Origin of the sequence: Microbacterium sp. CH-015 (assembly GCF_049707015.1) — a bacterium.
GTDB lineage: Bacteria > Actinomycetota > Actinomycetes > Actinomycetales > Microbacteriaceae > Microbacterium > Microbacterium aurum.
Window position 1 is genome coordinate 28,674 of record NZ_JBNAFJ010000006.1, and the last position, 20,426, is coordinate 49,099.

Here is a 20,426-nt window from a genome sequence, read left to right on the forward strand (position 1 = left end):
TCTCCTTTCGTGGTGTTCTTGAGCCGTGCACGGGTTAGTGGCGGGGCCGGCGGCGCCGCAGAGTCCACAGCAGGTAGCCGCCGAGCGCGCCGATCGTGCCGGTCCCGGCGCCGATCAGGACGCCTTCCCGGGAGCGCCATTTCGTGTTCCCGCCGACGAGGGTGCCGATCCCGCTGATCAGCGCGGCGGCGATCATTCCCGCGACGACACGGTTGCCGACGCGTTCGGCGCGCCCGACGAGAGGTTCCAGCTCCGTCGCGCGCAGGTGCACCTCGAACCCGCCGTCTTCGAGGAGATGCCGGAGCCGGCTCAGGGTGGCGGGCAGCTCGGTGAGCAGTGCCCCGGTGTCGGCTCCCGCGCGCGCCCATCGCCGGGCCAGAGCCGGCAGGGACAGCTGGGCGCGGGTGAGCTGCTCAGCGTAGGGCTGCAGGGCGTCGAGCATCTGGAAGTCCGGATCCAGCCGCGCCGCGGTCCCTTCGGCCATCATCAGCACTTTGAACAGCAGCGCCGTCTCCTGCGGAAGGTGCAGCTGGTGCTGCTGCAGGATGCCGAGCAGCTGCTGGAGCATGATTGCGAGGCTGATCTCCGACAGCGAACGGCCCCGGTAGCGGGCCGTGAACGCGGTGATCGCCTGCCGCAGCCCTGCCCGGTCGACGACGTCGGCGGTCCGGGAGAGTTCTATCAGGGCGGTGGTGAGGGTGTCCGGGTCGTCGCGGGTGAAGGCGAGCACGATGCCGGCGAGGCCGTCCGTGGTCTGTTCGGTGAGCTCCCCGACCATCCCGAAGTCGATCAGCGCGAGCGCGCCGTCGGGCTGCACGAACATGTTCCCGGGATGGGGGTCGGCATGGAAGAACCGGTTGTCGAACACCATCGTGAGCACGATGTCGGCACCCAGCCGCGCGAGTGCGACCCGGTCGATGCCGGCGGCGTCCAGGCCCTCCAGGTCGTCGATCCGCACCCCGCTCATCCGCTCCAGGGTCAGCACGCGCGAGGTCGTGGTCTCCCCGTGCACGCGGGGAATCCGCACCCGCGCCGCGTGGGCGAACTCCTGCGCGAACCGTTCGGCGTTGCGGGCCTCCTGCAGGTAGTCCAGCTCGGCACGCAGCGTGCGGGAGAACTCCTCCACCAGCCCGGGCAGGTCGTACTGCCGGATGGCATCCCAGCGCCGGTCGGCGCGGTCGGCGAGGTTGCGGAGAATGTCCAGGTCTTCATGCACCTGCGCGACCACGCCGGGCCGGCGCACCTTCACGACGACCTCGGTGCCGTCGTGAAGAGTTGCCGCGTACGCCTGCCCGATGGACGCCGCCGCCAGCGGCACCGGGTCGAACTGGGCGAACACGTGCTCTGGGTCGGCGCCGAGCTCTTCACGGAGCACGTCCCGAATGCCCTCCCACGGTGCCGCGGCGACGTCGTCCTGCAGTTTGGCGAACTCGGCGACCCATGCCGCGGGGAGCAGATCGTGCCGGGTGGAGAGGATCTGGCCCAGTTTCACGAACGTCGGCCCGAGCTCCTCCAACGCGACCCGCACATGCTCGGGGTTCGTGTAGGGGTCCTCCTGCCGGGCGTGTCCGAGGGCGCCGCGGTGGAACGGCACCAAGCCGCCCAGGCCCAGCACGCCGGCCAGGACGCCGAGTCCGTGCCGGCGCAGCACGGCCCCGATCTGCCGGTACCGGCTACTCCCCGCGCCCATCAGCTCACGCCCCTCTCGGCTGGAGTGCCGGCCGATGCTCGTTCGAGGATGAAGTCGACGCGCGCGTCGGGGGCGAGTGCGGGGACGGTGACGACGGGAAAGCCCAGCTCCTGGTACACCAGCCCGAGCAGGTCGTGGATGCGCCGCTGCGCGGCGGGGTCCTCGGTGCGCGCGTAGTCGGACGCCAGCGGGAGCAGGTCAAGCAGGAACACCGTCGCGTACCGGGCGCCGGCCAGCGCGCCCAGCAGGGCGGTGCCGGGGGCGAGGCCGAGGAAGCGGTAGTAGGCGAGCGAGTCCGGCAGAGCACGGTCCAGGAACACGGTCTGTTGCGGGTCGAGGGAGCGTTCCTGCTCGATCTGCATGTCGACGACGGCGAGCTGGAACTCGCTCTGCCGTGCCCGCACCTCCGCGGTGCTGCGCCCGGTGATCCGTTGCAGGTCGATGTAGTGGCGGGCGTGCTCGATTGTGGTCGTGTACCCGCGGCCCCGCAGCAGGTTGACCGTGGTGGTCTTGCCCGAGCTGGGACCGCCCGTCACGACGTGCCAACGGGTGGTCTGTGCGGGCCGCGGCTCCTGGATGCCGGTCATGACCTCACCCTACACCCTGTACCCCTACAGGGTATGGTAGATTGTGGGTGGAGGTGCGAGATGGCACACGGGTATGTGGACAACAAGCCGGCGCTGCTGGCGCGGCTGAGCCGCGCGGAGGGTCAGGTGCGCGGGATCGCGCGGATGATCGACGAGGACGTGTACTGCATCGACGTGCTGACCCAGGTGTCGGCGGCGACGAAGGCGCTGGAGTCCGTCGCGCTGTCGCTGCTGGAAGACCACCTCGCGCATTGCGTCGCGCAGGCGACCGCCGAAGGCGGCCCGCTCGCGGAGGAGAAGCTCCGCGAGGCGAACGCCGCGATCGCGCGCCTCGTGCGCTCCTAACGTCGTCCCCACTCACATCGTTCAACGCTCTTGAAGGGAGCACATCATGACCGGACAGGGATTCCAGGACCTCGGCCTGCAGGCGACCAGCACCGGCGGTGGCTGCGCCTGTTGCAGCCCCACCTCCCACGCCACGGCAGCCACCGACACCGGCGCGCCGGCGCAGCAGACGGCGGCGGGTGAGACCGTGTCGGCGCAGTTCCTGGTGGAGGGGATGACCTGCGCGCACTGCGTGCGTAGCGTCACCGAGGAGGTCTCCGCGATCGACGGTGTCTCCGACGTCGCGGTCGATCTGCACGCCGGTGGCGTGTCCACGGTGACGGTGTCCAGCGCGACGCCGGTGGATGCGGAGCGGGTGCGGGCGGCGGTGGAGGAGGCCGGGTACAGCCTCGCCGCAGCCTCATGAGCACGCTGGACGTCGATCTCGACATCACCGGGATGACCTGCGCGTCGTGCGCGACGCGGGTCGAGCGGAAGCTGAACAAGCTGCCCGGGGTGGAGGCGACGGTCAACTTCGCCACCGAGAAGGCCCGCGTGCACTCGGAGGCCCCGGTGCCGGTGGAGGAGCTGATCGCGGCGGTCGAGCAGGCGGGGTACGGAGCGAGCCTCCCAGCCCCGCCTGTGCCCGACACGGCTGAGCAGACCATCCCGCGGGACGATGAGCTGGCGTCGCTGCGGCAGCGGCTGATCGTCTCGGCGGTGCTGGCGGTGCCGGTCGCGGTGCTGTCGATGATCCCCGCCCTGCAGTTCACCTACTGGCAGTGGCTCACGCTCACCCTGGCCGCGCCGGTGGTGGTGTGGGGGGCGTGGCCGTTCCACCGCGCCGCGGCGATCAATGCCCGGCACGGGGCGGCGACGATGGACACTCTGATCAGCGTCGGGGTGCTGGCCGCGTTCGGCTGGTCGCTGTACGCGCTGTTCTTCGGCGGTGCGGGGATGCCGGGAATGCGGATGAGCGTCACCTTCGTCGGCACCCCGCAGGCCGGTGGCCACGAGGTGTACCTGGAGGTCGCCGCGCTGGTGACCGTGTTCATCCTCCTCGGCCGCTACCTCGAGGTTCGTGCCAAGCGGCAGTCCGGCGAGGCCCTGCGCGCCCTGCTGGAGCTCGGCGCCAAGGACGCAGTGATCCTCCGCGAAGGCACTGAGCAGCGCGTCCCCGTCGCACAGCTCGTTCCGGGTGATGTCGTGGTGGTGCGGCCGGGTGAGAAGATCCCCGCCGACGGCCTCGTCACCGAGGGAATGTCCGCGGTGGACGAGTCGATGCTGACCGGCGAGTCCGTGCCGGTCGAAGTCGCCCCCGGCTCCCGCGTGGTCGGCGCGACTGTGAACACCGGCGGGCGCCTGCTCGTGCAGATCACCCGCGTCGGCGCCGACACCGAGCTGGCCCGGATGGCGCGGCTGGTCGAGGAGGCGCAGACCGGCAAGGCCCAGGTGCAGCGCCTCGCCGACCGGGTGTCGGCCGTCTTCGTCCCCATCGTCATCGTCCTCGCCCTGGCCGCGTTCGCCGGGTGGCTGATCGCGGGGGCGCCCTTGGAGGTCGCCTTCACCGCCGCGGTGACCACCCTGATCATCGCCTGCCCGTGCGCGCTGGGGCTGGCGACGCCGACCGCTCTGCTGGTCGGCACCGGCCGCGGCGCCCAGCTGGGCATCCTCATCCGCGGACCCCAGGTGCTCGAGCAGACCCGCCGCATCGACACCGTCGTGCTCGACAAGACCGGCACCATCACCGCCGGCACCATGACCGTCACCGGCATCCACCCCGCTCCCGGCACCGATGAGGCGGAGCTGATCCGGTTCGCCGCGGCGCTCGAGCACGGCTCCGAGCACCCCATCGGCCGCGCCATCACCGCCGCAGCCGACGGCCCGACGGATGCCGTGGAGTCATTCGCCGCCGAGGCCGGTCAAGGCGTGCAGGGCATCGTCGACGGCCGCCTGGTCGCCGCCGGCCGCGCCTCCTGGATCACCACCCAATGGGCGCTCCCCATCCCCGCCGAGCTCGCCGACACCATCGCGGCGGACGAGGCGGCGGGAGCGACGGTCACGGTGGTGGCGTGGGACGGGCAGGTGCGCGGGGCGATCAGCGTCGCCGACACCATCAAACCCACCAGCCGTGAGGCGGTCGCACGGCTCCGGGAGCTCGGGTTGACCCCGATCCTGCTCACCGGCGACAACCCCGGCGCCGCCCGCGCGATCGCCAACCAGGCCGGGATCGAGGACGTCCGCGCCGGGGTCACCCCGCAGGGCAAGCTCGACACCATCCGCGACCTGCAGGCCGCGGGCCGGGTGGTCGCGATGGTCGGCGACGGCGTCAACGACGCCGCAGCCCTCGCCGCCGCCGACCTCGGGATCGCGATGGGCACCGGCACCGACGCGGCCATCACCGCCGCGGACCTGACCATCGTCTCCGGCGACCTGATGCTGGTCCCGGACGCGATCCGGCTGGCCCGCCGCACCCTGGGCACGATCAAGGGGAACCTGTTCTGGGCGTTCGCGTACAACGTCGCCGCGATCCCGGTCGCGATGCTCGCCCTGCTCAACCCCATCCTCGCCGCCGCGGCAATGGCGTTCAGCAGCGTGTTCGTCGTCACCAACAGCCTCCGCCTGCGCCGCTTCCGCCCCCTGCCCACCCCGACCCGTGCCGGCGCCCCCGCCACCCGAGAGCCCGCGCCCGTCCAGGCCTAACCATCGCTCGAGAAGGAGACACACCATGTCCCACGACCACGACCACTCCGGGCACGACCACACGCACGGGCACGACCATGGAGGACACGAGCATGGTGCGCACGAGCATCACCATCACGAGCCGCCGGCGGGGGCGACGAACCTGGTGACCTGTCCGGTGATGCCCGGCAACCAGGTCGACCCGGCCTGGGCCGAGCAGCGCGGCCTGTTCCGCGACTACCAGGGCAGCCGGTACTGGTTCTGCTGCGCCGAGTGCGGGCCGCTGTTCGACGCCGACCCGGCCCGCTACGCGCACGCCGCCTGACCGGCCAGATAACCCGGTCGGAGATAGAGGGTGGACACGGCGGTCGGGCTGGTGCAGGCGTACCTGCGGGTCAACGGCTACTTCACCGTCGCCGAATACCCCGTGCTGGACGCCACCGGTCCCGGCGGTCCCCGCACCATCACCGACCTGGACATCCTCGCCGTACGGCTGCACCGCGCACCGGGAGCGTCCGGGACCGTCGACGCACCGCTGGACCCGGCCCTGGGTGCCGGGGGCGGAGCGGACATGATCGTCGGCGAGGTCAAGGAAGGCCGCCCGCACCCCAACCCGGCGATGCGGGACCCGGCCGTGCTGGAAGCCGCGTTCACCCGGTTCGGGTGCTGCGCCCCGACCGATGCCGCCCGGCTGGTCGCCGAACTGCTGGAAACGGGACGGACGGTGGCGCCGGAAGGGCGCACGATCCGCACGGTCGTGTTCGGCAACCCCACCTCCCCGCCCGGGGCGGGGGCGCCGTGGCACACCGTCCCGTTCGCCCGGGTGCTGCGCTACCTCGAAGACCACCTGAGCGCGCACTGGGGCATCCTCGGCCGCACCCAGATCAAGGACGACACCCTCGCCCTGCTGGCCCTGCGGGAGAAGGCCCACCGCGCCGCGACCGGCGCCTCCCGCCAGGGCACGGACCGGTAGGGCGGGTCATGGCGGGGGAGCGTGTGCACACGCAGGGGGAGCCGGTGTGGGTGCGCACCCGTGGCGGGCGCGCCCCTTATGCGATGGTGCTGCCGGGCCCCGCCGGGGCCCCGGGTGCCGACGGTGGTGTTCGAGGCGGGATCGGCGGCGACCCGCTCCACCTGGGCGTCGGTGCAGACCCGGGTCGCCGCGTTCACGCGGGCCGTGGTGTATGACCGGGCGGGGCTGGGTCGGTCCGTCCCGGATAGTGCAGGGCGCATGTCGACGACGGGTGAAGACTGACCCCGAGGCGACGGTTGAATCTTGACCCCTCCGACACTCTTGGAGGGTGATTTCAGTGGAAGATTGGGCGGAGATCCGCCGGTTGCATAACGCGGAGAAGCTGCCGATCAAGGCGATCGTCCGGAGGCTCGGTGTCGCGCGGAACACGGTGCGGGCGGCGCTCGCGTCGGACGAGCCGCCGGTGTATCGGAGGCCGCCGCGCGGGTCGTTGGTCGACGCGGTGGAGCCGGAGATCCGGAAGTGGCTGCGTGTGGACGCGAAGATGCCGGCGACGGTGATCGCGGAGCGGATCGGGTGGGAGCACTCGATCACGATCCTCAAAGACCGCATCCGGCAGATCCGGCCCGAGTATGCCGGCGTCGACCCGGCGGACCGGATCGTGCATCAGCCGGGCGAGGCGGCGCAGATGGATTTGTGGTTCCCGGAGCCGCGGATCCCGGTCGGGTTCGGGCAGGCGGCGATGTTGCCGGTGTTGGTGATGACGCTCACGTTCTCGAGGTTCCTGGCCGCGGTGATGCTCCCGTCTCGTCAGGGCGGAGATCTGACCGCGGGCATGTGGCAGCTGATCGCGCAGGTCGGGAAGGTCTCGAAGACGCTCGTCTGGGATCGGGAATCGGCGATCGGCGGGAAGGGGAAGGTCACCCAGCTCGCGGCCGCGTTCGCGGGGACCCTCGCGACCCGGGTGGTGCTCGCGCCGCCTCGGGATCCGGAGTTCAAGGGAATGACCGAACGCAACAACGGCTTCCTCGAGACGTCGTTCCTGCCCGGCCGTCAGTTCGCCTCCCCGGCGGACTTCAACACACAACTGCAGGACTGGTTGCCGCGAGCGAACGCCCGGATAGTCCGTTCCCTCGGCGGCCGTCCCGTCGACGTCCTCGACAGAGACCTGGCTGCGATGACGGCGCTGCCGCCGCATCCGCCGGCCACCGGGCTGCAGGCGCGGGTCCGGCTGGGGAGGGACTACTACGTCCGCGTCGATGGGAACGACTACTCCGTCGATCCCAGGGTGATCGGCCGGCTCGTGGATGTCACCGCGACCCTCACTCGGGTGATCGTGGTCTGCGACGGGACCGCGGTCGCCGACCACGAACGGTCCTGGGCGACCAGCGCAGTAGTCACCGACCCTGCCCACGTGATGACGGCGAAGGGCTTGCGCAGCCAGTTCTCGGTCGCGAAACGCGAGCGGGAACGCGCGGGCCTCGCCTCACCGGAGCGGCGGGTGATGTTCCGCGACCCGGGCGACTACGACACCCTGTTCGGGGTGCGGTTCGATGAGACCACCGGGGAGGTGTTCTGATGGGCGCCACCACCGATACCGCCGCGACCCTCGGCTACCTCGCCCGCGCGCTCAAGGCGCCCACGATCGGGCGGGTCTGGGAAGACCTCGCCATCACCGCCCGCGGGGAAGGCTGGTCACACGAGGAATACCTCGCCGCGGTGCTGCAACGCCAGGTCGCGGACCGGGAAGCGAACGGCACCAGCCTCCGCATCGCCGGCGCGCACTTCCCCGCCGTGAAGACCCTCGAGGACTTCAACACCGACCACCAGCCCTCGCTGCGCCGCGACGTTCTCGCGCACCTCGCGACGACGACCTGGATCGCGAAGGCGGAGAACGTGATCCTGCTCGGCCCACCCGGGGTCGGGAAGACCCATCTGGGCATCGGGCTCGGGATCAAGGCCTGCCACGCGGGCTACCCCGTCGCGTTCGACACCGCCACCGGATGGGCAGCCCGCCTGCAGGCCGCGCACCGCGAGGGGCGCCTCGAGCACGAACTGAAACGGCTCCGCCGCTACCGACTGCTGATCATCGACGAGGTCGGCTACCTGCCCTTCGACGCCGACACGGCGAACCTGTTCTTCCAGCTCATCGCCGCCCGCTACGAACAAGGCTCGATCCTCGTGACCAGCAACATGCCGTTCGGGCGATGGGGCGAGATCTTCGCCGACGACATCGTCGCGAGCGCGATGATCGACCGGCTCGTCCACCACGCCGAGGTCCTCACCCTCGCCGGCGACTCCTACCGAACCCGCGCTCGACGCGAGCTCCTCAAGACCCCGCCCACCCCGGGCGGAGACCGATAACAACAACCCAGGGGGTCAAGATTCAGACGACGAAAAGGGGTCAGGATTCAGCCGACGTTGACAAGGAGCGTTGCGGGATCAACGACCCGGGGATCGCGGCCACCGCGAGCAGCAGCAACAACACCAGGGCGGTGCGCATGCTGGTCAGCTGCCGCCACGCCCACCGCGCCCACCCCGACACGCTCAGGCGCGGATTCGTGGGCTCGTCCACCGGCCGGTCGACGTGATCGGTGGGCAGCTGCGGGGCCTGCTCACTGCGGATCGACACGCGCATCCCCCCTCTCCAGAACGGGTGCGCGGCGGCGGGCGCGCCAGGAGGCGTGGGCGAGCAGCCCGACCCCCAGTACGGCGGCCACCAGGGCGGTGAGCACGTTCGCTTTCAGCCCGCCGACGAGCAGCTCGGTGGGATCCAGCCGGATGGACTCCAGCACCGCCCGCCCCGCCCCGTACCACAGCAGGTACACGCCCAGACTCAGCCCGGCGCCCAACGTGATCCGGCCGTGCCGGCGACGGTGATGCTCGAGCAGCACGATCACGGCGGCACCGGCCAGGTTCCACAGCAGCTCGTACAGGAACAGCGGATGAAACAGGGTCCCCGCTGGGGTCCCCGGCGGGATCGCGGGGGCTGAGGGGTCGATCTGCAACCCCCACGGCAAGGTGGTAGGTGGGCCGAACAGTTCCTGGTTGAAGTAGTTCCCCAGCCGCCCCACTGCCTGGGCGACCAGCATCCCCGGGGCGAGCGCGTCCAGGAACAGCAGCACCGGGATCCCGGCGCGACGGGTGCCGATCACGATCCCGACCAGCCCGCCCAGGATCGCACCGAAGATCGCGATCCCGCCCTCCCAGATGTAGAGCACCCGCCACAGGTCCGCGCCGGGAAAGAAGTAGTCGCCCGGATGGGTGAGCACATGGTAGATGCGGGCGCCGAGGATCCCGAACGGCACCGCCCACATCGCCACATCCACCACGACCCCGGCCGGATGCCCGACCGCCCGCAGTCGACGGCCGGTGATCAGCACCGCCAGCACGATCCCGGCCAGGATCGCCAGCGCGTAGAACCGGATCTGGAACGGACCGACCTGCACGAAGCTGATCCCCGGGCTCGGGATCAGCGCCGGAGCCACAATGAGGAGTGCGTCCATCAGGGCCTCACCCTCGCCGGAAGCCACGCCAGCGGGTCCACCGCTTCGCCTCCGGTGCGGATCTCGAAGTGCAGGTGTGCGCCGAAGCTGCGTCCACTGTCCCCGACCCGGCCGACCATCTGCCCCACCCGCACGGTCTGTCCCGGGGTCAGGGCGAGGGACCCTTCCCGCATGTGCGCGTACGCGCTTTCCACGACCTGCCCGTCGATCTCGTGCCGGATCACCACGTACACCCCGTACGCGCCGCCCTGCTCCGTCGCGGTGGTGACCACCCCGTCGGCGATCGCCTGGATCGGGGTGCCGATCCCGGGGGTCATGTCCAGTCCGGCATGGAAATTTGAGCAGGACGGGCATGGCGGGGTGCGGTACCCGAACGTGCTGCTGATCGGCACTCCCACGGTGAACGGCCACTGCACCGCCGATGCCGGGTCGTTGGTGAATGTGTCCGCGGTGTGCGCGTACGACTCGGTCCCGACGGGGGCGGTCACCGCCACCGTGTAGTCCCCGCGCACCATCACCGTCCCGGTGACGGTGTCGGGGGTGGTGAACGACTGGGCGCGCACCGGGGTGCGGGTCGCCTCGACGGCGAACACCGGCTCCGGCGTCAACGGGATCAGCAACGGCAGTCCGGCGATCGACGCGACCGGGAGCATCACCGCGCCGGCGAGCATCCGGGATCGGGTGAGCGTGCGGCGCGGCGCGTGTCGAGGTGTCCGGGCGGCACGGGTGGGCCGACGGCGTCGATCGCGTCGCGTCTGGACGGGTGGGGAAGACAGGGCGGCTCTCGCCGCACGGCGCGTTCCGGTACCGGGAGTCGGGGTGGAGGGGGCGGGTTCGGGCATACAAGACTTTCCTGGATGAGGGGGACGATGAAGGTGCGCACGGTCGCCGTCACACGGTCCAACCGGGAGCCGCGGCCCGGAGTGCACGGCGAGAATCCGGGATCGGATCACCCATGGCGCTGCCGCAGACGGGTCGCGCTCGCCTGCGGGCCGCACATCGTGGACCGTCGGCGACATCACGCGCCGGCGGCGGCTCAGGCGGCGGGCGCGGGCGGGGTGCTGATCAGGTGCGGCTGATCGACAGCACGATCAGGGAGGGCCGCAGAAGAGGCGACCCGGACGTGAACGAGCTCGACCTGCCGGGGAGGGATCGCAGCCACGCCAGCAGCGACATCCACCCGTCCCGGGCCGGGAGCACCAGGATGAGCAGGGTCAGCAACGCGAGCAGACACGTCACGGCAGCGAAAGCATGAGACGTCCCGCAGACCGTCTCATCGCACGAGGGCGTCACCACCCCGCTGACCAGGACATCAGCGGCGGCATCGGGGGCCGCAACGACTGCGGAGGCGGACACGACAGTGCCCGCCTGGTCCTCTTCCAGACTCAGCGAATGCATCGCAAGCAGCCCCGCGATGATCGCGGTCACCGCGGCCAGGTAGAACCACAGGGCACGCCGGGACCCGAGTGCCCGCCGTCGCGCCACCACCTGGTTCACCGTCGACGCCCCTTCCTCGATCACGCCCAGCATACCCCGGGCGGGTAGCCATCCCCGAAGCGATACCCATCCTGGATACCCCGGATGGGTATATGCTGAGTGGTAGGGGGCACCCGCTCCCGTGCGTGGTGTTCTGACCGTGTCGCGGAGGCAAGGCACCGCTACCCTGGACGGGAAGGAGGTCGGTCGTGAACGTGATTCGCTCGCACGCGCGTCTGACCCCCGGGGTGCGACGGCTCCTGCTGGCCGCTCCGATCGCCCTGGCGATCATCACCGGGCTGCTGTCCATGCACGTCCTGACCGGTTCCCACCAGCCCGCCCTGGCATCAGAGACCAGCGCGATGAGCACGCACAGCCAGGTCGGCTCCGCACCAGCCGCCGCCGACGATACGCCGATGACCGCAGCTGCGGCGGAGGGCGCTGGAGGGCATTGCCAGGACGGGTGCGGCAGCCCTGCGGGGATGCCGGATCACTCGATGCTGATGATGGTGTGCGTGCTGGCGCTGCTGGCCGCGGTGATCGTCCTGCTCGCCCCGACGTCCCGTGCCCTTCTCACATACGCCGTAGCCCGCTCGCGCTCCCATACCCGGACTCTGCTGGTCGGATTGCCGCATCCCCGCCCGCCTTCACTGCTTGTCCTGTCCATCAGTCGCACCTGATTCCGCCTGAACCCCGGCGACCCTTGCCGGGGATGCTGCACCCTGCCCTCCCGGGCACTGAATCAGACCCTCACCGACTGAATAGACAAGGACACCCCTGATGCGTTTTCGTACTCTCACGCTGACCGCCGGCGCCCTGGCCACCGTGCTCGTGCTCGCCGGCTGCGCCCCCACCGACGGCACCATGCCCGGCATGGACCACGGACCCGGGGGGATGACCAGCACCGCCCCCTCCCAGTCCGCCGCCGCGTTCAACGCCGCGGACGAGATGTTCGTGACCATGATGATCCCGCACCACCAGCAGGCCATCGAGATGGCCGATCAGATCCTCGCGAAAGACGGCATCGACGAGCGAGTCGTCTCCCTCGCCGAGCAGATCAAGGCCGCACAGGACCCGGAGATCCAGACCATGAAGGGCTGGCTGGAGGAGTGGGGCGTCCCGTACGACGACTCCATGTCCGGGATGGACGGCATGGACATGGGCGGCGGGATGATGTCGGAGGACGACATGGCCGCTCTGGATGCCGCGACCGGGGTCGAGGCGACCCGCCTGTTCCTGAACGGCATGATCGCTCACCACCAGGGCGCCGTGACGATGGCGCAGTCGGTGCTCACCGACGGACAGAACCCGGACGTGGCCGCCCTCGCGCAGCAGATCATCGACGGGCAGACCGCCGAGATCACCACGATGCAGGACATCCTCGCCAGCCTCTGACCCGGTACCCCTCGGACGGGACCCGCGCTCCCGATGCCGGTCCCGTCCGAGGCCCCACCCTCGACCCCTGTGCGGTCACCGGTATCCGGCGTACCCGCACGGAAAGGACCTCCGTTCATGATCTCTCCCACCACCCGCAGACTGGCGATCACGGCCACCGTCACCGTCGCGCTGCTGCTCACGGGCTGCAGCACCACCCCTGCGGAGCCCGATGCCCCCGCGGGCACCGCGGCCGGGTTCGGGCATGTGCACGGCATCGTCGACGCCGGTGACAGCACCGTGCTGCTGGGCACCCACACCGGCCTGTACACGCTGGGCGAGGACGGCACCGTCACCGGCCCGGTCGGTGGCATCGACCTGGACGCGATGGGACTGACCGCTACCGGTGACACCCTCTACGCGTCCGGGCACCCCGGCCCGTCCACCCCGGCGGAGCTCGGCGCCCCCAACCTCGGCATCATCCGCAGCCTCGACGCCGGCGCCTCGTGGGAACCGGTCGCGTTCACCGGGGAAGAGGACTTCCACGTCCTCACCGTCACCGGCGACGGCACCCTGTACGGGATCGGATCCTCCCGGCTGCTGCTGCGCACCAGCAGCGACGGCGGGCAGAGTTGGGCGGACGGTGCCGAGCTGCCCGCCGTCGACCTGGCCGCCGCGACCGACGGCACCCTGTACGCCGCCACCCAGGACGGGCTGCAGCACAGCACCGACGGTGGCGCCACCTTCACCCCGGCGCCGGACGCGCCAGTGCTGTACCTGGTGGAGACCGACCCAACCGGTGGGGTGGTCGGAGTGGACACCGACGGGACGTTGCGACGCCTAGTCGGCACCGGCTGGGAGAACGTCGGCACCACCACGGGAACCGTCCAAGCCCTCGGGGTCACCGGGGACGGTGCGATCGTCCTGGTCGATGACCGCGGCGTGGTCTGGATCCGCGACACCACCGCCACCGTTCTCATCCCGGCGGCAACACCATGACCACCGTCATTCGCACCTGGCGCGACCCGAGCGGTCGCGGATCGGAAGGAGACCGACCATGACCCCCACACCGGCACCCCCCGCGTGGGCGCACCGCACCACTGATGCCACCGCCGAGCAGTTGGCGGCGGTGGATGCGTGGTGGCGGGCGGCGAACTATCTGAGCATCGGGCAGATCTACCTGCAGGGTAACCCGCTGCTGCGCCACCGCCTCAGCCGGGACGACATCAAGCCGCGGCTGCTGGGGCATTGGGGCACCACCCCGGGCCTGAACTTCCTCTACGCCCACCTGAACCGCGCCATCCGCGACCGCGACCTGAACACCCTGTACGTGACCGGGCCCGGGCACGGCGGACCCGGCATGGTCGCCAACGCCTACCTCGACGGCACCTACACCGAACGCTACCCGGGCATCGACCGCACCGAAGAGGGGCTGCGGGCGCTGTTCCGGCAGTTCTCCTTCCCGGGCGGGATCCCCTCGCACGCGTCCCCGGAAACGCCCGGGTCGATCAACGAGGGCGGGGAGCTGGGCTACTCCCTCGTGCACGCCTACGGGGCCGCGTTCGACAACCCCGACCTGCTGGTCGCCTGCGTGATCGGTGACGGGGAGGCGGAGACCGGGCCGCTGGCGACCGCGTGGCACGGCAACAAGTTCCTCAACCCCGCCCATGACGGGGTGGTGCTGCCGATCCTGCATCTGAACGGGTACAAGATCGCCAACCCGACCGTGCTGTCCCGCATCCCCGAGGAAGAGCTGGTCGCGCTGCTGCGCGGCTACGGCCATCACCCCCACGTCGTCACGGTCGGCTTCGATGGCGAGACCCCGCAGGAGTCCCACGCGACGTTCGCGGCGGTCCTGGATGCGGTGCTGGATGAGATCGCGGACATCAAGGCCGCCGCGGCGGCCGGGACGCTGGAGGGGCGGCCGGCGTGGCCGGCGATCGTGCTGCGCAGCCCGAAGGGGTGGACCTGCCCGAAGATCATCGACGGTCTGCCGGTGGAGGGCACCTGGCGGGCACACCAGGTGCCGCTCGCCGAGGTCCGCGACAATCCCGAGCACCTGCGGATCCTCGAGGACTGGCTGGCGTCCTACCGCCCGCACGAGCTGTTCGACGTGACCGGCGCCCCCCGCCCGGCCACGGTCGCGATCGCCCCGGACGGGGATCGGCGGATGAGCGCGAACCCGGCCGGCAACGGCGGACAACTCACCGTCCCGCTGCGGCTCCCGGACTTCCACAAGCACGCGCAGCCGGTCGACCCGGCCGAGCGGGGTGCGGGAACCGGGGAAGCGACCCGCGTGCTGGGCGAGTGGCTGGCGGGGGTGATCCGGGACAACCCGGACAACTTCCGCATCTTCGGCCCGGACGAGACCGCCTCCAACCGGCTCGCCCCACCCGTCTACCAGGCCACCGGCAAGCAGTGGAACGCGGCCGTGGAGCCCGTCGACGAGCACCTGGCCCCGACTGGGCGGGTGATGGAGGTGCTCAGCGAGCACCAGTGCCAGGGCTGGCTCGAGGGCTACGTCCTTACCGGCCGGCATGGGCTGTTCAACTGCTACGAGGCGTTCACCCACATCGTCGACTCGATGTTCAACCAGCACGCCAAATGGCTCGAAGCGGCCCGGGAGGTGTCGTGGCGGGACCCGATCCCAAGCTTCAACTACCTGCTCTCCAGCCACGTCTGGCGGCAGGACCACAACGGGTTCTCTCACCAGGACCCCGGGTTCATCGACCTCGCCCTGAACAAGAGCCCCGACATCGTCCGCGTCTACCTGCCGTTCGACGCGAACACGCTGCTGTCCACCTACGACCACTGCCTGCGCTCGGCCGGGTACATCAACGTCGTCGTCGCCGGGAAGCAGCCCGCCCCGCAGTGGCTGACGATGGACGAGGCGATCGAGCACTGCACCCGCGGGCTCGGGATCCTGCCGTGGGCGGGCACCGAAACCGAAGGCACCGAGCCGGACGTGGTGCTCGCCGCCGCCGGCGACGTCCCCACCCTCGAGACCCTCGCCGCGGCGGCGCTGCTGCGCGAGCACATCCCCGACCTGAGAGTGCGGGTGGTGAACGTGGTCGACCTGACCCGGCTGCAATCCGAGGACCAGCACCCGCACGGTCTCCCGGACCGGGAGTTCGACGCGATCTTCACTCCCGACAAGCCAGTCGTCTTCGCCTACCACGGCTACCCGTGGCTGATCCACCGGCTCACCTACAAGCGTGCCGGGCACCAGAACCTGCACGTGCACGGGTTCCAGGAGCGCGGCACCACCACGACCCCGTTCGACATGGTCATGCTCAACGACCTCGACCGTTACCAGCTCGCCATCGACGTCCTCGACCACGTCCCTGGCCTGGCCGCCCGCCAAGCCGGGCTGCGTCAGGAGCTGCAGGACGCCCGCCTGCGCGCCCGCGCCCACACCCGTCAGCACGGCACCGACATCCCCGCCGTCGCCGACTGGGAATGGCCTCACCCCGACACTGATACACCCGCCACCGACCCCGTCATCGGGAAGGAACTGTGATGAACGACACCAAAACCGTGACCCTTCAAGTCAGCGGTATGCTCCGCGCGACCTCCAAGAACGTCACCGAAGCCCACCTGAGCCGCCAACCCGGGGTGATCGCCGTGGACGCGAACCCGGTCTCGCAGACCGCGACCGTCACCTACGACCCCGACACCACCTCGGTCGCGCACCTGCAGCAGTGGGTCATCGACTGCGGGTATCACTGCGCCGGCCAGTCCGTCCCCGACCATATCTGCGACCCCGCGCACGACCCGCACGACGAGGGTGCGCACGACCACAGCGCCCACCACGGCCCCGCAGCTGAGGGCGCACAAGAACCGCACGCGAGTCACGACGCGCACGAGGGCCACACGGATGCCACGGGTCACGCCAGCCACGCGGGCCATAAGGGTCCTGCGGGCTATCACGACGACCCCGTCCACGATCACGCCGCTGGCCACGACCACACGCACGCCCCGTCGGCGACGGCGGATGACGGTGAGCATGCCGGTCACCACGTCGAGCACGCCGGTCACACCGCGGCCGCGGGTGGGCACGATCAGGGTGCAGCGTCGGGTCACAGTGCGCAGGAGATGATGGGCCACGGTGGGCATCACGGCGGGATGTCGATGGACGCGATGATCCGCGACATGCGCAACCGGTTCCTGGTCGCGCTGATCCTGTCGATCCCGATCACCCTGTGGTCTCCGATCGGGCGGGAGGTGATCGGATTCGAGGTGCCGGCACCGTTCGGGCTGCGCGATGACGTGTTCATGCTGATCCTGTCCCTGCCGGTGATCTTCTACTCGGCGTGGATCTTCTTCGACGGCGCCTACCGGGCGCTGCGCGCGAAGACCCTCGACATGATGGTGCTCGTCGCGGTCGGTGTCGGCGCTGGCTGGCTGTACTCCCTCGCGGTCACCCTCACCGGCGGCGGTGAAGTGTTCTACGAAGCCGCCACGGTGCTTGCCACATTCGTGCTGCTGGGGCATTGGGTGGAGATGCGCGCCCGCGGCGGCGCGAACGACGCCATCCGCACCCTCCTGGAGCTCGCACCCTCGCAGGCGGTCGTGATCCGTGACGGGCAGGAGGTCGAGATCCCCACCAGCGAGGTCGTCCCGGGGGATCTGATGCTGGTGCGGCCGGGGGCCAAGATCCCCACCGACGGTGTCGTGGAATCCGGAGAGTCCGAGGTGGACGAGTCGATGGTCACCGGCGAGTCCATGCCGGTGGACAAAGCGCCCGGGTCGGAGGTGATCGGAGCGACCGTGAACACCGTCGGCACCCTCCGCGTCACAGCCACCAAAGTCGGCTCGGACACGGCGTTGGCGCAGATCGTGAAGCTCGTGCAGGAGGCGCAGAACTCCAAAGCCCCCGGGCAGCGCCTCGCCGACCGGGCAGCGTTCTGGCTCGTCCTGGTCGCCCTGATCGGCGGCACCCTCACCTTCCTGGTGTGGCTTTTCGCCGGCGCTGCAATCCCGATGGCGATCCTGTTCGCTATCACCGTCGTCGTCATCACCTGCCCCGACGCGCTCGGCCTCGCCACCCCGACGGCGATCATGGTCGGCACCGGGCTCGGCGCGAAACGGGGCGTGTTGTTCAAGAACGCCTCCGGGATCGAAACCGCCGCCCACATCGACACGGTCGTGTTCGACAAGACCGGCACCCTCACCAAGGGGGAGCCGGAGGTCACCGACTACATCCCCGTCGGCGGCGACGAGCTCGAGACTCTCTCCCTCGCGGTCGCGTTGGAGCGGGAATCCGAGCATCCTCTGGCGAAAGCGATCGTGAATTACGCCGACGCCCGCGACATCCCCCGTCGCACCGCGACCGCGTTCCGAAACGTCACCGGGCAGGGCGCGATCGCCACCGTCGACGGTCGACAGGTCGTCCTCGGCAACCCGCGCCTTCTCACCGGGGAGGGGATCGACATCAGCGGGGTGCAGGCCGCTCAGCAGGACCTGGCTGGGTCCGGCCGCACCGCGATCCTGTTCGCCGTGGACGGGCAAGTCGCCGGGATCATCGGTCTCGCCGACGCACCCCGGGACACCGCAAAGACCGCGATCGACGCTCTCCACGAGCAGGGCGTCGAGGTCGCAATGCTCACCGGGGACAACAAGCCCACCGCCGACCGGATCGCCGCTCTCCTCGGCATCGACACCGTGATCGCGGATGTGCTCCCCGAGGACAAGTCCGCGAAGGTCGCCGAGCTGCAGAAGACGGGCAAGAAGGTCGCGATGGTCGGCGACGGCGTCAACGACGCCCCCGCCCTCGCCCAGGCCGACCTCGGCATCGCGATCGGCGCCGGCACCGACGTCGCCATCGAGACCGCCGACGTGGTCCTGATGCGCTCGGACCCGCTCGATGTTGCGATCGCACTCAAGATCGGCAAGGGCACACTGCGAAAGATGCGGCAGAACCTGGGCTGGGCCATCGGATACAACGCCGCCGCCCTCCCCATCGCCGCTGGCGTGTTCTATCCGGCGTTCGGGATCATGCTGTCCCCGGAGATCGCCGCCCTGTCGATGTCCGGTTCCTCCGTGATCGTCGCCGTCAACGCCCTCCTCCTCAAGCGGCTCCGCCTGCCCGCCCAGGCGCCCGCTGCGACGACCATGCAGAAGGAGCCCGAACATGCCTGACCGTCCGCTCTCTCCCACACCGTCCTCCCCGATGCTGCTGACCCGACGAGGTGTGCTCGGACTCGGACTGGGCGCCGTCGCGGCAGCCGTGCTCGCCTCCTGCACCCCCGCGCCGCAATGGGTGACACCCACCGGCGCAGCGGTGTCCGGCACGGAGAAGAACCGCGGCGGCACCGGCCGAGTCACCACCGTCGACCTCACCGCCGCCCCCACCACGCTCGACCTGGCCGGTACCGCCGCCGCCACCTGGGCGTTCGGAGGTATCCCCGCCCCGGTAATCCGGCTCACCGCAGGCGACACGCTGAAAGCGACCGTCCGCAACCAGCTCGACGCGGACACCTCCGTGCACTGGCACGGACTCGCCCTCCGCAACGACATGGATGGGGTCCCTCCGGTAACCCAAGCCCCCATCGCCCCGGGCGGACAGTTCGCATACGAGTTCGTCACCCCGCATCCGGGCACCTACTGGTTCCACCCCCACGTCGGCCCGCAACTGGACCACGGCCTCTACGGTGCGCTCATCATCGACGACCCGGACGAGAAGGTGACGTGGGACGACGAGTGGGTGCTGATCCTCGACGACTGGCTCGACGGCGTCACCGCCACCCCGGACCAGGTCCTCACCGACCTCTCGAAGGGCATGGGAGACATGGGCGGGATGGGCGACATGTTCATGCGGATGGGGAACCTGCTGATGGGCGCCACCTCCGACCTGCTCGGCGGCGACGCCGGCGACGTCTACTACCCGCACTACCTCATCAACGGCAAACCCAAAGCCGACCCCGCCCAATTCACCGGCACTCCTGGTGCCCGGGTGCGGATCCGTGTCATCAACGCCGGCAGCGACACCGCGTTCCGGTTCGCGATCGGCGGCCACACCCTGACGATCACCCACACCGACGGGTTCCCGGTGGATCCTGTCGAGGTCGACAGTGTCCTGATCGGGATGGGCGAACGCTACGACCTGCAGGTCACCCTGGACGATGGGGTGTTCCCTGTCGTCGCCGACGCGGAAGGCAAGCAGGATCGCGCGTTCGCGCTCGTTCGCACCGCCGCTGGCACGGCTCCGGCCAGCGACGTCCCCGTCGCCGAGCTCGGCACCGGCAGGGTCGGCACCGCTGCCGGACTGAGCGCGACCGCCTCCGTCACCCTGCACCAGGCATCCCCCGACCGGGTCGTGCACCTCGCGCTGACCGGGGGGATGGAGGCGTACGACTGGGGGATCAATGGGCGCCGGTTCGACATGAACGACCCGTTGCGGGACGCGCACGCGGTCAGTATGGGGGAGCGGGTGCAGTTGCGGATCCGCAATGACACCGAGATGTGGCATCCGTTCCACCTGCACGGCCACACCTACCAGCACGCGAACGGCGGCCCCCGGAAGGACACCTCCATCATCCTCCCGGGCCAGACCCTGACAGTCGACTTCGACGCCGACAACCCCGGCCAGTGGGTCGCGCACTGCCACAACATCTACCACGCCGAGACCGGCATGACCACGGTGCTCGGATACCAGTCATGAACCGCGCGTTCATCCCCAGCACGGGAGGATGATCGCGCGGGCGATCGGACGGCGGCGGCGGACGTCAAGTCTAAGTGGACTTCCTACTCTTATGTAGGGATCTGCCATTTCGCGCGGAATCCTGCTGACGAAACTGCTGCCAATTAGCGTG

At 70.3% G+C, this 20,426-nt stretch carries 18 protein-coding genes and 1 pseudogene; 13 read left to right on the forward strand and 6 right to left on the reverse strand.

Annotated elements, in window-relative coordinates; all coding sequences use genetic code 11:
- Positions 1-34: 34 nt before the first annotated feature.
- Both ACPYN4_RS10190 and ACPYN4_RS10195 read right to left on the reverse strand, forming a co-directional pair.
- Positions 35-1,690 (reverse strand): ABC1 kinase family protein, encoded by a 1,656-nt coding sequence (locus ACPYN4_RS10190; RefSeq protein WP_424446294.1) that lies wholly within the window; start codon positions 1,688-1,690, stop codon positions 35-37.
- Complete coding sequence (locus tag ACPYN4_RS10195; protein WP_424446296.1) at positions 1,690-2,277, reverse strand: AAA family ATPase; 588 nt, start codon at positions 2,275-2,277, stop codon at positions 1,690-1,692. The genes ACPYN4_RS10190 and ACPYN4_RS10195 overlap by 1 nt, the downstream gene beginning before the upstream one ends.
- A gap of 60 nt (positions 2,278-2,337) precedes the next feature.
- Here ACPYN4_RS10195 and ACPYN4_RS10200 point away from each other — a divergent pair, with 60 nt between their 5' ends.
- The 7 genes from ACPYN4_RS10200 (at position 2,338) to istB (ending at position 8,620) form a co-directional block, all read left to right on the forward strand.
- Positions 2,338-2,622 (forward strand): metal-sensitive transcriptional regulator, encoded by a 285-nt coding sequence (locus ACPYN4_RS10200; protein WP_005049572.1) that lies wholly within the window; start codon positions 2,338-2,340, stop codon positions 2,620-2,622.
- A 46-nt stretch (positions 2,623-2,668) separates the two neighbouring features.
- A complete protein-coding gene (locus ACPYN4_RS10205) occupies positions 2,669-3,028 on the forward strand; it encodes a heavy-metal-associated domain-containing protein (protein WP_051498747.1) in 360 nt (119 codons plus the stop codon).
- Complete coding sequence (locus ACPYN4_RS10210; protein ID WP_424446297.1) at positions 3,025-5,304, forward strand: heavy metal translocating P-type ATPase; 2,280 nt, start codon at positions 3,025-3,027, stop codon at positions 5,302-5,304. Before ACPYN4_RS10205 ends, ACPYN4_RS10210 begins: the two co-directional genes overlap by 4 nt.
- Before the next feature lie 25 nt (positions 5,305-5,329).
- On the forward strand, positions 5,330-5,608 hold the full coding sequence (locus tag ACPYN4_RS10215) for a YHS domain-containing protein (RefSeq protein ID WP_005049577.1): 279 nt from the start codon (positions 5,330-5,332) through the stop codon (positions 5,606-5,608).
- 30 nt (positions 5,609-5,638) lie between these two features.
- Complete coding sequence (locus ACPYN4_RS10220) at positions 5,639-6,256, forward strand: hypothetical protein (RefSeq protein ID WP_135948657.1); 618 nt, start codon at positions 5,639-5,641, stop codon at positions 6,254-6,256.
- 328 nt (positions 6,257-6,584) lie between these two features.
- A complete protein-coding gene (gene istA / locus ACPYN4_RS10225; RefSeq protein ID WP_315550624.1) occupies positions 6,585-7,835 on the forward strand; it encodes an IS21 family transposase in 1,251 nt (416 codons plus the stop codon).
- The gene (gene istB, locus ACPYN4_RS10230) at positions 7,835-8,620 is read left to right on the forward strand and encodes an IS21-like element helper ATPase IstB (RefSeq protein ID WP_281652965.1); all 786 of its coding nucleotides are present in this window, start codon (positions 7,835-7,837) and stop codon (positions 8,618-8,620) included. The genes istA and istB overlap by 1 nt, the downstream gene beginning before the upstream one ends.
- Before the next feature lie 64 nt (positions 8,621-8,684).
- Here the strand turns inward: istB and ACPYN4_RS10235 are convergent.
- The 4 genes and pseudogenes from ACPYN4_RS10235 to ACPYN4_RS10250 all read right to left on the reverse strand — a co-directional run.
- A pseudogene (locus tag ACPYN4_RS10235) lies at positions 8,685-8,894 on the reverse strand (cytochrome c biogenesis protein ResB); the annotation flags it as partial.
- Entirely contained in the window at positions 8,872-9,789 is a 918-nt protein-coding gene (gene lgt, locus ACPYN4_RS10240; RefSeq protein WP_239279408.1) for a prolipoprotein diacylglyceryl transferase, read from the reverse strand. The gene lgt and the pseudogene ACPYN4_RS10235, both read right to left, overlap by 23 nt.
- Complete coding sequence (locus ACPYN4_RS10245; protein ID WP_005049595.1) at positions 9,762-10,433, reverse strand: M23 family metallopeptidase; 672 nt, start codon at positions 10,431-10,433, stop codon at positions 9,762-9,764. The genes lgt and ACPYN4_RS10245 overlap by 28 nt, the downstream gene beginning before the upstream one ends.
- 394 nt (positions 10,434-10,827) lie before the next feature.
- Entirely contained in the window at positions 10,828-11,283 is a 456-nt protein-coding gene (locus ACPYN4_RS10250; protein WP_056207388.1) for a DUF6153 family protein, read from the reverse strand.
- Positions 11,284-11,447: 164 nt separating this feature from the next.
- Here ACPYN4_RS10250 and ACPYN4_RS10255 point away from each other — a divergent pair, with 164 nt between their 5' ends.
- The 6 genes from ACPYN4_RS10255 to ACPYN4_RS10280 all read left to right on the forward strand — a co-directional run bounded on the left by ACPYN4_RS10255 (position 11,448) and on the right by ACPYN4_RS10280 (position 20,275).
- Positions 11,448-11,918 (forward strand): DUF6153 family protein, encoded by a 471-nt coding sequence (locus ACPYN4_RS10255; protein WP_036286051.1) that lies wholly within the window; start codon positions 11,448-11,450, stop codon positions 11,916-11,918.
- A gap of 100 nt (positions 11,919-12,018) precedes the next feature.
- Positions 12,019-12,633 carry a DUF305 domain-containing protein gene (locus ACPYN4_RS10260; protein WP_056207384.1) on the forward strand — a complete coding sequence of 205 codons (615 nt, stop codon included), beginning with the start codon at positions 12,019-12,021 and terminating at the stop codon, positions 12,631-12,633.
- Between the two features lie 117 nt (positions 12,634-12,750).
- Positions 12,751-13,611 (forward strand): F510_1955 family glycosylhydrolase, encoded by an 861-nt coding sequence (locus tag ACPYN4_RS10265; RefSeq protein WP_060959933.1) that lies wholly within the window; start codon positions 12,751-12,753, stop codon positions 13,609-13,611.
- Between the two features lie 58 nt (positions 13,612-13,669).
- Positions 13,670-16,132, forward strand: coding sequence for a phosphoketolase family protein (locus ACPYN4_RS10270; protein WP_076688276.1), 2,463 nt, complete (start codon positions 13,670-13,672; stop codon positions 16,130-16,132).
- Entirely contained in the window at positions 16,132-18,753 is a 2,622-nt protein-coding gene (locus ACPYN4_RS10275; RefSeq protein ID WP_424446298.1) for a heavy metal translocating P-type ATPase, read from the forward strand. Before ACPYN4_RS10270 ends, ACPYN4_RS10275 begins: the two co-directional genes overlap by 1 nt.
- Positions 18,746-20,275: a multicopper oxidase family protein gene (locus ACPYN4_RS10280; protein WP_048809213.1), complete on the forward strand. Its 1,530-nt coding sequence runs from the start codon at positions 18,746-18,748 to the stop codon at positions 20,273-20,275. Before ACPYN4_RS10275 ends, ACPYN4_RS10280 begins: the two co-directional genes overlap by 8 nt.
- Positions 20,276-20,426 lie beyond the last annotated feature (151 nt).

Excerpts from the sequence above, each read along its gene's own strand:
- ACPYN4_RS10190 (WP_424446294.1), bottom strand. The coding sequence starts at position 1,690 with ATGGGCGCGGGGAGTAGCCGGTACCGGCAGATCGGGGCCGTGCTGCGC.
- ACPYN4_RS10195 (WP_424446296.1), bottom strand. The coding sequence starts at position 2,277 with ATGACCGGCATCCAGGAGCCGCGGCCCGCACAGACCACCCGTTGGCAC.
- ACPYN4_RS10200 (WP_005049572.1), top strand. The coding sequence starts at position 2,338 with ATGGCACACGGGTATGTGGACAACAAGCCGGCGCTGCTGGCGCGGCTG.
- ACPYN4_RS10205 (WP_051498747.1), top strand. The coding sequence starts at position 2,669 with ATGACCGGACAGGGATTCCAGGACCTCGGCCTGCAGGCGACCAGCACC.
- ACPYN4_RS10210 (WP_424446297.1), top strand. The coding sequence starts at position 3,025 with ATGAGCACGCTGGACGTCGATCTCGACATCACCGGGATGACCTGCGCG.
- ACPYN4_RS10215 (WP_005049577.1), top strand. The coding sequence starts at position 5,330 with ATGTCCCACGACCACGACCACTCCGGGCACGACCACACGCACGGGCAC.
- istB (WP_281652965.1), top strand. The coding sequence starts at position 7,835 with ATGGGCGCCACCACCGATACCGCCGCGACCCTCGGCTACCTCGCCCGC.
- ACPYN4_RS10245 (WP_005049595.1), bottom strand. The coding sequence starts at position 10,433 with ATGCTCGCCGGCGCGGTGATGCTCCCGGTCGCGTCGATCGCCGGACTG.
- ACPYN4_RS10260 (WP_056207384.1), top strand. The coding sequence starts at position 12,019 with ATGCGTTTTCGTACTCTCACGCTGACCGCCGGCGCCCTGGCCACCGTG.
- ACPYN4_RS10265 (WP_060959933.1), top strand. The coding sequence starts at position 12,751 with ATGATCTCTCCCACCACCCGCAGACTGGCGATCACGGCCACCGTCACC.
- ACPYN4_RS10270 (WP_076688276.1), top strand. The coding sequence starts at position 13,670 with ATGACCCCCACACCGGCACCCCCCGCGTGGGCGCACCGCACCACTGAT.
- ACPYN4_RS10275 (WP_424446298.1), top strand. The coding sequence starts at position 16,132 with ATGAACGACACCAAAACCGTGACCCTTCAAGTCAGCGGTATGCTCCGC.
- ACPYN4_RS10280 (WP_048809213.1), top strand. The coding sequence starts at position 18,746 with ATGCCTGACCGTCCGCTCTCTCCCACACCGTCCTCCCCGATGCTGCTG.